Source organism: Anaerostipes sp. 494a, from assembly GCF_001940315.1.
Taxonomy (GTDB): domain Bacteria; phylum Bacillota; class Clostridia; order Lachnospirales; family Lachnospiraceae; genus Anaerostipes; species Anaerostipes faecalis.
Window position 1 is genome coordinate 2,038,173 of sequence record NZ_MJIF01000001.1, and the last position, 13,523, is coordinate 2,051,695.

The following is a 13,523-nucleotide window of genomic DNA, read 5'->3' on the forward strand; positions in this document are numbered from 1 at the left end:
GTGACACGTGAGAGAATACTACCCCAAAGCCCCGGTGGGAGTATTTTAATATAGACACAATGATTGAAATATTTTAAGGAGGAACACCATGAAAAGTTTTATGGCCAGCCCATCAACAATTGAAAGAGAATGGTATGTAGTTGATGCTACAGGACATACATTAGGACGTTTATCATCAGAAATCGCTAAAATCTTAAGAGGAAAAAATAAACCAACATATACACCACATATTGACACAGGTGATAATGTAATCGTAGTAAATGCTGATAAGATCAAAGTAACTGGTAAAAAATTAGACCAGAAAATTTACTACCATCATTCAGACTATGTAGGTGGAATGAAAGAACAGACATTAAAAGAAAAATTAGCTAAGAAACCTGAAGACGTAATCTATCTTGCAGTAAAAGGAATGCTTCCAAAAGGTCCTTTAGGAAGACAGATGATTAAGAAACTTCACGTATATGCAGGCCCAGAGCACAAAAATCAGGCTCAGCAGCCAAAAGCATTAGAGATTAAGTATTAATTAGAAGGAGGACGAAGAAGTGGCTACAGCAAAATATTACGGAACTGGTAGAAGAAAAAGCAGTGTTGCTAGAGTATATTTAGTACCTGGAACAGGAAAAATCACAATCAATAAAAGAGATATTGATGAATATTTAGGATTAGAAACATTAAAAGTAGTTGTACGTCAGCCATTAGTTGCTACAGACACACTTGATAAATATGATGTATTAGTAAACGTTCATGGTGGTGGATTCACAGGACAGGCTGGAGCAATCCGTCATGGTATTTCCAGAGCTTTATTACAGGTAGACGGAGAATACCGTTCAACTTTGAAAAAAGCAGGATTCTTAACAAGAGATCCAAGAATGAAAGAAAGAAAGAAACCAGGTCTCAGAAAAGCACGTCGTGCACCACAGTTCAGCAAGAGATAATATTTTTACAGAGAAAATATATGAAAACCTCGGAGATGTTATATTCAATGGCATTAAGTTAGTGTGGGTTTAAGAGAAGTTTGTAGTGTAAGAACTGCAAACTTCTCTTTTCTTTTACTGTGCAAATGAGAGATAGATGATTTTTGACACGCCAAATAAGCAAGGATGATTTCCTTGCTGAAAAGGTATATTTTTATAAGAGATTATGCTACTCTATACATGAAGCTGATTGCTTGTTTGATCCGTATATCTCGTGGTCTTGAACGCCCAGGGCGAATAGGCGTTATATATCTTGCAATTATTGCTTCAATATTAGACGGAATACATTTTCCTAATAGAAATTCTCGACAAATATGTGTGGCAACAGAAAAATTCACTTTGTAAGTATGTTTTCTATTTCTCTTTTCTAAGATTACGTGCGAGGTAATCAGTTCAGAAAAGTTGTACATCGTAAGTCGAGCAAAGATTTCTTGGAGTATGTATTCCTCTTTTTTTGAGTGAAAATGTAATAATCCTATTGTATATTTCAAATCCCTAAAAGATGTTTCTATTCCCCAGCGCATACCATAAAGCTGCTTTAAAGTTTCTGGCGGAAACTCCTCTTTATCTAGATTTGTCACAACAACCTCATAGGTATCATCCGTAATCGGAAATCGAACCACTCGGAATGGCAATTCATAAAACACCGTTTCATCAGCTTTCTTGCTTGTTTCAGGCAAGTAATCAAATGGCTTTCCATGGGCTATTCGTCGATAGTGATTTTTATCTTTGAGTAATTCCTTTACTTCATTCGTCTGTTTTCTGGTAAGTTTCAAATCTTTCAAGACTCGCTTGCGAGTCTTGGCGCGGAATTCGGGTCTGCATAGCAGACATACTTCCAATCCGAATTCCTGCGCATCCTCGCGGAGCGTATATCAGATGGGGGATTGAAACCCGCCACTGATACATAATTGTTGCTCACCGCCTACAGAGGCGGGAGTCATCCCTCATCTGATATATTCATCAAATTCATCTTCGTCAGGAAGTTCCAAACCATGTAAAATCCCAGATGAATAATTCTGAAAATCTTTTATTCTTATTAGATATTTCCATCCTTTTTCTTGAATATGTGCCATGTTGTTATAGGCTTCATACCCTCGGTCTGCAATAATAATGATATTTCCAGACAATGAAGAACGATCCACCATTTTTACAAGAGCTTTGTTCTCATTTTCTATCCTTTTCTTGAATACAACAGCGTCTTTATAGGTATGCGCCATTACATCGTATATTGCATTTAAATGAAGCAGATTATACGGTTTGACGCCTTCTCTTGTTTGAATAAGAGAATCCGTATCACTTAGATTTGTTGCGATTTGAATATCAGTCCCATCTACAGCAAGTAATCGATGACCTTTAAAATTAACCGTGTGTTCTGTCTCTTTGGAAAAATCAAAAAAGAGCTTTTCAAATGCTTCGGGAAGTATTTTCTTTCTTTGTTGAACAAATGCTGATGAAGTAGCAATACTCATATCGCAACCAAACTGGCGTAAAAGTTCACTTGTTAATGAAGCACCCTCCATTGTCAAAAGTGAAAGCATCATCTTCTCATATGGAATCTTTCGATTTCGAGAAAAATCTTTTTGGGGGTTGACTACGAGTCCAGTCAAATTTTCTTTCTGTCGATTAATAATACTGAGTAGAATGTTTTTAGCATCTTGTGGTTTATAATTCATGCGATTTCCTCCTTGTAAAAGATATTTATCTAATTACAAGGGCCGCTTTAGCTACCTCTAAAAATTATCAGTAGCTAAATCGGCCGCATTTTTTTAGCCCTTTGTCAATACTTTTTACAAAAAAATCCCACACCACATTTTAGTGTGATGTGAGATTTCTTAACTTAATGCCATTGGATGTTATATTTCCGGGGTTTTTTCTATGGCAAATTTATAATTGGCGAAGAAAATCCTGTAGTTTCATAAGATTTGTGTTTGCATCTGATAGACCAAGCTCATAGACTTTCTGCAATTTGGCTGGATTCTTCTCGATGCGTCCAATTTCAATGGGCTTTGATGGCCTGATGACAAATGCTTTTTCCGCTTTTTCCAGTTGCAAAAGTTTTTCTACAGAGTGATTGTATAAAGTATGTCGTTCCAGTAATCTTTTTGCAATCTGGGGATATTTCCGAGCGTAAAGTTTTATAAGAGCAGGAGACATTGGCTTTTTACGATAATTTATATCGCGGGTGAGGACTACAATCAGTTTTTCACATCCCTGGTTTAAAAGCCATTCAAAAGGAATACTGTCACTAATTGCTCCGTCAAGATATTTTTGACCGTTAATTTCTACAGGCTGGGATACAAATGGCATGGAACCGGAGGCACGCAACATATCCATCTGAGTGAATACACTTTTGATTTGCATGTATTCTGGATTTGCTGTTTCTATATTTGTTGCGACAGCATAAAAAGGTATTCCGGATTTTTTATAGCTTTCATCGTCAAAAGGATCCAGTTTGCGAGGAACTTCCTCATAAGCATATTTTGTGCTGACAATATTGCCTTCATTCAACAAAGGAAGAATTCCCAGATAATTTTTATCCGGATTAAAACGTTTGCTGTAGCGAATTACCCTGCCTTTTTGACCGGATAAGTAATTTACGCCAAATAATGCCCCGGCGGAAACACCGACAGCACAATCTACAAGAATATGGTGATCCAGAAAAATGTCCAATACACCTGCAGTATACATTCCACGCATGGCACCGCCTTCTAAAACCAATCCTGTTTTCATTCTTTTTCTCCATTCTTTTTATAATTTAACACATCACGACTGCTGCATATTCAAAAATGCGTCTGCAATATCATACTGGTTTAGAATAGTAATGTCAAGAAATATGCAATGGTGGCATAGATATATATTTTTTTATGTATGTATACACAAAATTGTGCTAAAATTTATAAAAAGAAAAAATTTAAATAAGGAGGACTTCGAGTATGGACAGATTAAAAGACAAAGTTGCTGTTGTTACAGGATCTACCAGTGGAATTGGTGTCGGGATTGCCAGATTGTATGCTTCGGAAGGAGCTAAGGTAGTGATTTGTGGACGAAGAAAAGAAAAAGGTCAGGCTGTTGTGGATAGTATTCTAAAAGAAGGCGGAGAAGCAACTTATCATTTTATGGATATTACCGTTACAGAAAGTATTGAAGAACTTTTTGCAGATACAGCAAAGAAGTACGGGAAGATTGATATTCTGGTAAATAATGCAGCCAATGTAGGTCTGAAGGATGGTCGTGTGGATGAACTTAGTCTGGAGATGTGGGACAGTGTCTTCCAGAGTGATGTACGTGGTACTTTTTATGCCACAAAATGTGTCCTTCCATATATGAAGGAAAATGAAACCGGAGGCTCTATTATTAATATTGGTTCTATGGCTTCCTGTGGAGGAGATCTGGGTTCTACAGCTTATGCCTGTGCCAAGGCAGGTGTGGATATGCTGACACAGTCAACGGCACTTCAGTATGGAAAACAGAAAATCCGTTGTAACTGTGTGCGTCCAGGTTTGATCGTAACACCAGAAAATGAAGAACGTGTACCTCAGGCACTGAAAGATATTTTCTTAAGTAATATTATGGTAGATCGTTATGGATGTCCAGAAGATATAGGACATATGTGCGTATATCTTGGCTCTGATGAAAGCAGTTATGTAAGTGGACAGATTATTAATGTAGATGGTGGTCTGAATTCGCATGTTTCCACAGTTGCTCAGTTTAGGGAATTAAATTCTCGTACATGGTAGAATCTGATAGGCGCCAAAAGATAGTAGGAATCAGAAATATAAAAGGAGGAATTTCTCTTCATTGAGAAATTCCTCCTGCTTCATTTACATATCAATTATTTCCAAAGGTCTACATCTTCAAAATAGTTAATCTTCATAGCAGAACGAACATCATGAAGTGTCTGGGCAGCTTTGGCCTGTGCCACTTCACTTCCCTGTTTTAAGATGTCATACACATCAGGAATTCTTTTTTCCCACATTTTTCTGCGTTCACGGATTGGTTCCAATTCTGCCTGAAGTACATTGTTAAGGAATTTTTTAACTTTTACATCTCCAAGACCTCCGCGTGAATAATGAGCCTTTAATTCATCCAGATTCTTATAGTCAGGTAAAAATTCATCAAAATACTCTGGACGGCAAAATGCGTCAAGATAAATGAATACAGGGTTTCCTTCAACTTTTCCAGGATCCTGAACACGGAGATGGTTAGGATCGGTAAACATAGACATAACCTTCTTCTTTATATCTTCTGGTTCATCAGAAAGATAAATACAGTTTCCAAGGGATTTGCTCATCTTTGCTTTTCCATCAATTCCCGGCAAACGCAGACATGCCTGATTTTTAGGTAAGATAATCTCAGGATCAGTTAAAGTTTCACCATAAACAGTATTGAATTTATGAACAATTTCCTTACACTGCTCAAGCATAGGAAGCTGATCTTCTCCAACTGGAACAGCAGTAGCACGGAAAGCAGTGATATCTGCCGCCTGACTGATTGGATAACAGAAAAAGCCTACAGGAATGCTGGCTTCAAAGTTTCTCTGCTGAATTTCAGCTTTAACTGTCGGGTTACGCTGAACACGGGAAACTGTTACCAGATTCATATAGTAGAATGATAATTCTGTTAATTCAGGAACCATGGACTGAATAAAAATCGTTGATTTGTCCGGATCAAGCCCGCTTGCAAGATAATCAAGTGCAACCTGAATAATATTCTGACGTACTTTTTCCGGATTTTCTGCATTATCAGTCAATGCCTGAGCATCTGCGATCATAATATAAATTTCATCAAAATTTCCAGAATTCTGCAGTCTGACACGTTCTTTCAAAGAACCTACGTAGTGTCCTACATGAAGGCGTCCGGTTGGCCGGTCACCTGTTAAAATCACATTTTTCATAATGTGTAAACTCCTTTTAAAATATAATTATAAATTGATTTCATCCGTTAAAGGGAATACCCTTTCTTTCTAATATTAAATTATATCGTGACTGACAACTTCCGTCAATATTGGAAACAATGAATAGCTTTATTCCATCATTCTATGACCATATCATTTAATTTTTTATTGAATCTGACGCCATCACAACATGCTTTAAATTCTTCTTGTTCCTGTGGAGTCAGATCCAGCTCGATAATTTCTTCAACACCATTGGAACCAATGATAGCCGGAACTCCAACAAAGATATTATTTTGTCCATATTCGCCATTAAGCGGAGCACTGACAGGCAGGATTGTTTTTTCATCATGTAAAACTGCTTCTACACATCTCGCCAATGTTGAGCAAATACCGTATTCTGTACATTTTTTTCCTTCATAGGTCAGCCATGCACCGTCGATTACGCGTTTTTTCAGTTCTTTGGCATCAAACTGGAATCTTTTATCATGCTGCAAAGAGGATAATGCTTTTCCATGGAAGGAAATCTGAGACATAGGAACCATAATGGCATTTCCGTGTTCACCAAGCATATAGGCAGTGATTGATTTGTGGTCAATGCCGGTTTGCTGAGATAATGCAGATAACAGACGAGATGTATCAAGACCGGTTCCCGTTCCAAACACATGTCCTTTTGGGAGGTCAGATATTTTTGCAATCTGTGAAGTGATAATGTCACAAGGATTTGTAATATTGATAAAGATTCCATGAAAACCACTTGCGATAACTTTAGGAACCATTTCCGTAGTTTCTTTAATTGTAAAATTTAATTCAGCCACACGGTCATGAGTTGCTTCCAATAATGTTATTTTTCCAAGGGAATTTACGATAATATCACAATCCCCAAGATCACCATAGTCAGAGATAGATACATTAACCTTATGTGGACAGTAAGCGATAGCATCCATCAAATCCTGACGTTCACTCTTAACTTTCTGCTCATTCTTATCTACCAGAACCAGTTCATCTACCAGTCCGCGAAGAGCAAGTGCATATGCACAATGAGCTCCTACATGTCCAACACCAATAATTGCTACTTTTCTTTTTTTAATCATGCTAAAAACCTCCAGTCGATATTTCTTGTATCTGTCATTCTACCTTTTAAACAGAAAGAAGGCAACTGTTACATGAGGATATCATAAATATATTTTTATCAGGAAAGGTTCATGATAAAAAAAGATTGTATAGAAAACAATAATAATTACAACTAGTTTATGATTTAAAAATGTGTTATAGTTGGTACAATAGAAGATATAAATATTTTAATTTTGGAGGAATAACTAATGAAAGATATTGTAATTACAGATGAAATTAAATACATTGGTGTGAATGATCATGATATTGACCTGTTCGAAAGTCAGTATATTGTTCCTAATGGAGTTTCCTATAACTCTTATGTCATTTTGGATGAAAAAGTTACAGTTATGGATACCGTAGATAAAAGAAAAACAGATGAATGGCTGGATAATCTTGAAAAGGCACTGGACGGACGTACAGTAGACTATATTGTTGTTTCTCATATGGAACCAGACCATGCAGCAAGCCTTCAGGTACTGGCTGAAAAATATCCGGAAGCTAAGATTGTGGGAAATGCCAAGACATTTAACATGATTCCTCAATTCTTTACTTTTGATTTAACAGATCGTACAGTGACAGTAAAAGAGGGAGATACTTTATCACTTGGTGTACATACATTACAGTTCTTTATGGCACCTATGGTGCATTGGCCAGAAGTTATGGTTGCTTACGAACAGTCTGAAAAGATTCTGTTTGCAGCAGATGGATTTGGAAAATTCGGAGCACTGGATGTGGAAGAAGACTGGGCTTGTGAAGCCAGACGCTATTATTTCAATATTTGTGGAAAATATGGTGTACAGGTACAGGCTCTGCTTAAGAAAGCTGCAACATTGGATATTCAGATGATCTGTCCTCTTCATGGACCAATCCTGAAAGAAAATCTTGGATATTATATCGGACTGTATGATACATGGAGCAAATATGAACCTGAAAATGAAGGAATTCTGGTTGCATATGCATCAATCCATGGAAATACAGCAGAAGCAGCTAAGAAATTTGCTGCTATCCTGGAAGAAAAAGGAGCTAAGAAAGTGGTAGTTGCAGATTTATCCAGAGATGATATGGCAGAAGTTATTGAAGATGCATTCCGCTATGACAAACTGGTTCTTGCAGCAGCAACATATGATGGTGGAATTTTCCCATGTATGGAAGATTTCTTACACCACTTAAAAGCTAAGAATTATCAGAAGCGTACAGTAGCATTTATGGAAAATGGATCCTGGGCACCTATGGCTGCAAAACATATGAAAGCAATTGTAGAAAATCTGAAAAATATCACAGTTGTAGATCCTGTTGTAACAATTCGTTCTACAATGAATGACGATACTGTAAAAGCAATGGAAGAACTGGCTGATAACCTTCTTGCATAATAAGATGATTTTGATTTTTTATTAAGTATAATAAAATGAGATGTGAATGAGAAAATATCAGGCACATCTCATTTTTTCTGCTATAATATTAAGAAAAAAGAAAGGGTAGGAAAATGGAAGAGTTTCGTTATGTTTTTGGACCGATTCCATCCAGAAGACTTGGAAGATCCCTTGGAATCAGTCCATTACCAAAAAAAACCTGCAATTATTCCTGTATTTATTGTCAGCTGGGACGTACCAATAAAATGACAAATCAGAGACAGGAATTTTATAAAACGGAAGCTATTTTAGATGAATTTAAAGCATATTTAAAAGATTCTGATAAGTTTGATATTGTAACGGTGGTAGGAGAAGGAGAACCTACTTTATGTAGTAATCTTGGTGAGCTGATTTGCGGATTAAAAGAGCTCACAGACAAGCCTGTGGCGGTGATTACCAATGGTTCACTGCTTTCAGATCATCAGGTGCGGGAAGAGCTTTGTCATGCAGATATGGTACTTCCTTCTTTAGATGCTTACAATCAGGAAATTGCAAAGAAAATCGACCGTCCGTATGGAACTATTAAGTTTGATGAGGAATTTGAAGGACTGGTTGAATTTTCTAAAATATATCAGGGAGAGTTATGGCTGGAAATTATGCTGGTGGATGGAATAAATGATGACAAAGAATCCATAAAAGAATTTCAAAAGCTGATTAGCCAGATAGATTACGACCGATTGTATCTGAATACTCCTGTTCGCCCTCCTGCTGAAGAAGGAGTTAATATAGTATCAGAAGAGAACATGCAGTATGCTGTGGAAAAGCTGGGAGGAATCTCTATTGAAATGTTAAGTTCCGGAAGCTTTTTTAGTGAAATAGAAGATACTTATGAAGCTGTTAAATCTATTATAGGAAGACATCCAATGAATCAGTTTGAATTAAATGGTTTTTTGGACAGCAGAAACTGTGAAAACAAAGAAGAAATGCTTGAAAGAATGAAACAGGATAAGGAGATTGCCATTATTGATTATAAGGGAATCTTTACATTTCGTCTTCAGTAAAAAGGAGGTTCATTGTTATGAAACGTAGTGTACCAAGAGTTGCAGCAATTCATGATTTATCAGGGTTTGGACGAGCTTCTCTGACAACAATCATTCCAATTCTTTCTACAATGGGGGTGCAGGTATGTCCATTGCCTACAGCGATTCTTTCTAATCATACAGGGGGATTTGATTCCTTTAGTTTTGTGGATTTTACAGAACATATGAAGGCTTACATTGAAGAATGGAAAAAACTTAAGATAGATTTTGATTGTATTTATTCCGGATTTTTAGGATCTGAACGACAGATACAGATTGTATCAGATTTTATTGATGATTTCAGTACAGATGATAATCTTGTTGTTATAGATCCGGTTCTGGGAGATAATGGAAATCTCTATTCTACCATGACAGAAGACCATGTAAGGGAGATGAAAAAACTGGTAGCCAAAGCAGATATTATTACACCTAATTTTACGGAAGTAAGTCTGTTGCTTGGGGAAGACTATAAAGAAGAGACCAATAATGAAGAAATGAAAGTGTGGCTCAGACGGTTATCAGATATGGGACCGAAAATCGTGGTAGCTACCAGTGTGCCGGATCAGGGAGTAGAAAAAGATTCCAACGTCATTGCTTTTGACAGGGATAGTGATACTTACTGGAAAATACGATGCAAGTATATTCCGGCATTTTATCCGGGAACAGGAGATGCATATACTTCTGTTATGATAGGAAGTCTTCTGAATGGCGACAGCCTGCCTATCGCCCTTGATAAAGGTGTTCAGTTTATCACACAGGCGATTAAAGCAAGTTATGGGTTTGATTATCCAAATAGAGAAGGTGTCCTATTGGAAAGAGTGCTTGATGTGTTAAAAATGCCGGTAGTACTGGGCGGATATGAAATGCTGGAATAAACTGGTAACAGAAAAGAGGAAAAAGAAATGTTTCAATTGATCGATGAGAATAAATGGCCAAGAAAAGAACATTATAAATACTACACAGATACCCTTACCTGTGGTTATACGATTACTGTTCGTCTGGATGTCACTAACCTGTATCAGCAGGTAAAAAGAAATCATTTGAAATTCTATCCGGCATTTATTTATTGTGCTGGAAAAGCAATCAATGAGATGGAAGAGTTCCGTATGGGAACAGATTCCAAAGGAAATCCAGGATACTGGGATGTTGTACATCCCAATTTTACAATTTTCCATAAGGATGATCATACTTTTTCTGATGTCTGGTCCTATTTTCATGAGGATTTTAGAAAATGTTATGAAAATATAGTAAATGATATGGAAACATATAAAGATTGTAAAGGACCAAAGGTAAAAGAAAACCAGCCACCTAATTTCTTTTGTATTTCATGTGTTCCATGGATGGATTTTACAGGATATAGTACATGGGTGCCAGGAGGCAGGCCGAATCTGTTCCCGATTATCACATTTGGAAAATATATAGAAGAAAAGGGTAGAAAGAAATTGTCAGCTTCTTTGACAATTTCACATGCGGCAGCAGATGGCTATCATTCAAGTATGCTATTTAAAAGGCTTCAGGAAATCCTGGATGAGTTGTTAATCTAAGAAACCTCTGCAGGTGATAGAAACTAAGGTTTCCAGAAGGTGAGAGATTTCTTCTTCGGATTTCTGAAAGTCATTTTCAATCCATTGTGCAATGATACCGATACAGCCTCGTGAAACATAAGTGTGAAGCGCGATTAAAGTTGATTCTGGCTGGTGTGGATAAACCTTTTTCCAGCCGGAAATAGTTTTTTCCTGAGTCATGGTGGTAATCTCATCTAGAAAAGAAGGATTGCCCTGTTCAGAGAAAATCAGACGTATCAGTTCCTTGTTGGCAGAAAGACAGTGTACAATAGAGGTCATTAGTTCGGCAATGGAATTTTCCCGTTGAAATTGAATCATGGTATCTTCCAGATTTTCGAAAACTTCGTCTTGAATTGAGCGAAGAAGATCCATAGGATCAGAATAATATGTATAAAATGTACTACGATTAATATCCGATTTTTCGCATAAGCGGGAAACGGATATTTTTTGTATAGGTTGTTCTTTTAGAAGTAGCAGAAGATTTCTTTTTAATGAATTTTTTGTTCGCAATACACGGCGATCAGTTTTTTTGTTTTTCATGCAATCAACTCCTTATTTTTTTAATTAAACAATTTATTTTTAAAATGTCGGATAACCGTCAGTGGCAAAAACTTTGTTGGTTGTTCTGTTCTTTATCATTGATTATAATATACATATGAATGAAAAACAACAGATGTATGTTAAAGGGGGACGGCTTAATGAACAGGCAGGATTTTTATGATGGTAAAATCTTTGATGCATATAAATATTTTGGAGCCCACAAAGAAGGAGATGGGATTAGATTTATTACATATGCACCGAGAGCCACAAAGATTTCTGTGATTGGAGAGTTTAATCAGTGGACAGAAGAATTTCTTACCCAGGATGAACAAAGCGGTTTCTTTTCCATGTATTCTCGGACGGCAAAAGAAGGACAGATGTACAAATATCGTATTTATGGTCCGGATGGTAATATGGCAGAGCATTGTGATCCGTATGGATGTGAAATGGAAATGCCGCCACGAGCATGTACAATTATCAACGAATTGAAAAACTATCAATTTCATGATGAAGAATGGCTTAGAAAGAGAAATGATCAGAAGAACCAGCCATTAAATATCTATGAGATGCATATGGGATCATGGAAAATGGATATGGAAAAAGTGGATGAGAACGGAGAAAACGGATGGTATACTTATGATCAGATAGGAGAAATGCTGGTACCATATCTAAAAGAAAATCATTATACCCATGTGGAATTAATGCCTTTATCTGAGCATCCGTTCTATGGATCCTGGGGATATCAGAATACAGGATTTTTTGCACCTACCAAACGGTATGGAACTCCACAGCAGCTGATGAAATTTGTAGATTTGCTTCATCAGGCGGATATTGGTGTTATCATGGATTTTGTACCGGTACACTTTGCTATTGATGGCTATGGCCTGCAAAAGTACGATGGCACGGCTTTATATGAGTATGATAATAACGATACGGGGGAAAGTGAATGGGGAAGTTTTAACTTTATCCATTCTAGAAGAGAAGTTCGCTGTTTCCTTCAGTCAGCAGCCAATTACTGGATCGAAGAGTATCATGTAGATGGAATTCGCATGGATGCAGTGAGTCGTTTATTATACTGGCAGGGAAATGAAAACAGGGGAACCAATGAGCTTGCTATTGAGTTCCTGAAAAATATGAATCAAGGATTAAAAGAAAGGCATCCGGATGTAATGCTGATTGCTGAGGACTCCACATCTTATCCAGATATAACGAAACCTGTAAAGGAAGGAGGTCTTGGATTTGATTATAAATGGGACCTTGGATGGATGCATGATACCCTGGAGTATTTTCAGACATCGCCTGAATACAGAACGAGGGATTATCACAAATTGACTTTTTCCATGATATATTTCTGGAATGAAAAATATTTACTGGAATATTCTCATGATGAGGTAGTTCATGGAAAGGCAACAATTCTTCAGAAAATGTATGGAAATTATGATGACAAATTTCCACAGGCACGTGCTATGTACATGTATATGATAATGCATCCTGGAAAAAAACTGAATTTTATGGGAAATGAATTTGGACAGTTAAGAGAATGGACAGAAAAACAGGAACAGGACTGGATGGTACTGAAATATCCTGCTCATGATGCTTTTCATCAATATATGATTCGGCTGAACCAGATTTATCAGGATTGTGAAGCTCTTCATAAGGATTATGACCATAATAATTTCCTATGGCTGGATTGTCATCAGGAAGAACGTTGTATCTATGCCATTGGGCGTAAAGAAGGAAATACCATGGTGGCAGCAGTTTTTAATTTTTCTGATAAAGTACAGGAAGACTATAAAGTCACTATTGCAGGACTATGGAAGGAACAGGTTATATTAAATACAGACTGGAACCAGTACGGAGGCTCTACTGCAGAAGGACAGGATATTTATAAGACAGAGAAGGAAGCAGATACAGAACTGACTATAACTCTTCCTAAATATAGTGGAATCATGTTTGAAATGAAAAAAGGAAATTAAAAAAATCACTTCCATGCAGACGGAAATCAG

Annotated in this window: 14 protein-coding genes; 8 read left to right on the forward strand and 6 right to left on the reverse strand. The window is 37.0% G+C overall.

What is annotated here, in order from left to right; translation table 11 throughout:
* Nucleotides 1-88 precede the first annotated feature (88 nt).
* A complete protein-coding gene (gene rplM / locus BHF70_RS10315; RefSeq protein ID WP_075760145.1) occupies nt 89-523 on the forward strand; it encodes a 50S ribosomal protein L13 in 435 nt (144 codons plus the stop codon).
* 19 nt (nt 524-542) lie between these two features.
* Nucleotides 543-935, forward strand: coding sequence for a 30S ribosomal protein S9 (gene rpsI / locus BHF70_RS10320; protein ID WP_075760146.1), 393 nt, complete (start codon nt 543-545; stop codon nt 933-935).
* Nucleotides 936-1,138: 203 nt separating this feature from the next.
* Here rpsI and BHF70_RS10325 read toward each other — a convergent pair whose 3' ends face one another.
* The 3 genes from BHF70_RS10325 to BHF70_RS10335 form a co-directional block, all read right to left on the reverse strand.
* Entirely contained in the window at nt 1,139-1,759 is a 621-nt protein-coding gene (locus BHF70_RS10325) for a transposase (RefSeq protein ID WP_158024887.1), read from the reverse strand.
* Nucleotides 1,760-1,921: 162 nt separating this feature from the next.
* Nucleotides 1,922-2,650: a transposase gene (locus BHF70_RS10330; protein ID WP_075760148.1), complete on the reverse strand. Its 729-nt coding sequence runs from the start codon at nt 2,648-2,650 to the stop codon at nt 1,922-1,924.
* 211 nt (nt 2,651-2,861) lie between these two features.
* The gene (locus BHF70_RS10335) at nt 2,862-3,707 is read right to left on the reverse strand and encodes a patatin-like phospholipase family protein (protein WP_075760149.1); all 846 of its coding nucleotides are present in this window, start codon (nt 3,705-3,707) and stop codon (nt 2,862-2,864) included.
* 203 nt (nt 3,708-3,910) lie between these two features.
* On the opposite strand from BHF70_RS10335, the gene BHF70_RS10340 reads away from it, so the two are divergent.
* A complete protein-coding gene (locus BHF70_RS10340) occupies nt 3,911-4,714 on the forward strand; it encodes an SDR family NAD(P)-dependent oxidoreductase (protein ID WP_075760150.1) in 804 nt (267 codons plus the stop codon).
* Between the two features lie 95 nt (nt 4,715-4,809).
* Here BHF70_RS10340 and trpS read toward each other — a convergent pair whose 3' ends face one another.
* Both trpS and BHF70_RS10350 read right to left on the reverse strand, forming a co-directional pair.
* Entirely contained in the window at nt 4,810-5,871 is a 1,062-nt protein-coding gene (trpS, locus tag BHF70_RS10345; protein WP_075760151.1) for a tryptophan--tRNA ligase, read from the reverse strand.
* Nucleotides 5,872-6,008: 137 nt separating this feature from the next.
* Nucleotides 6,009-6,962 carry an L-lactate dehydrogenase gene (locus tag BHF70_RS10350; protein WP_075760152.1) on the reverse strand — a complete coding sequence of 318 codons (954 nt, stop codon included), beginning with the start codon at nt 6,960-6,962 and terminating at the stop codon, nt 6,009-6,011.
* A gap of 228 nt (nt 6,963-7,190) precedes the next feature.
* Between BHF70_RS10350 and BHF70_RS10355 the strand changes: the two genes are divergently transcribed.
* The 4 genes from BHF70_RS10355 (at nt 7,191) to BHF70_RS10370 (ending at nt 10,956) form a co-directional block, all read left to right on the forward strand.
* Complete coding sequence (locus BHF70_RS10355; protein ID WP_075760153.1) at nt 7,191-8,354, forward strand: FprA family A-type flavoprotein; 1,164 nt, start codon at nt 7,191-7,193, stop codon at nt 8,352-8,354.
* A gap of 113 nt (nt 8,355-8,467) precedes the next feature.
* Nucleotides 8,468-9,394, forward strand: coding sequence for a radical SAM protein (locus BHF70_RS10360; protein WP_075760154.1), 927 nt, complete (start codon nt 8,468-8,470; stop codon nt 9,392-9,394).
* A gap of 17 nt (nt 9,395-9,411) precedes the next feature.
* On the forward strand, nt 9,412-10,287 hold the full coding sequence (locus BHF70_RS10365; RefSeq protein WP_075760155.1) for a pyridoxamine kinase: 876 nt from the start codon (nt 9,412-9,414) through the stop codon (nt 10,285-10,287).
* A 27-nt stretch (nt 10,288-10,314) separates the two neighbouring features.
* On the forward strand, nt 10,315-10,956 hold the full coding sequence (locus BHF70_RS10370) for a chloramphenicol acetyltransferase (RefSeq protein WP_075760156.1): 642 nt from the start codon (nt 10,315-10,317) through the stop codon (nt 10,954-10,956).
* Here BHF70_RS10370 and BHF70_RS10375 read toward each other — a convergent pair.
* A complete protein-coding gene (locus tag BHF70_RS10375) occupies nt 10,948-11,517 on the reverse strand; it encodes a TetR/AcrR family transcriptional regulator (RefSeq protein ID WP_075760157.1) in 570 nt (189 codons plus the stop codon). The two genes, BHF70_RS10370 and BHF70_RS10375, sit on opposite strands and share 9 nt — an antisense overlap.
* Before the next feature lie 158 nt (nt 11,518-11,675).
* Between BHF70_RS10375 and glgB the strand changes: the two genes are divergently transcribed.
* A complete protein-coding gene (gene glgB / locus BHF70_RS10380; RefSeq protein ID WP_075760158.1) occupies nt 11,676-13,493 on the forward strand; it encodes a 1,4-alpha-glucan branching protein GlgB in 1,818 nt (605 codons plus the stop codon).
* Nucleotides 13,494-13,523 lie beyond the last annotated feature (30 nt).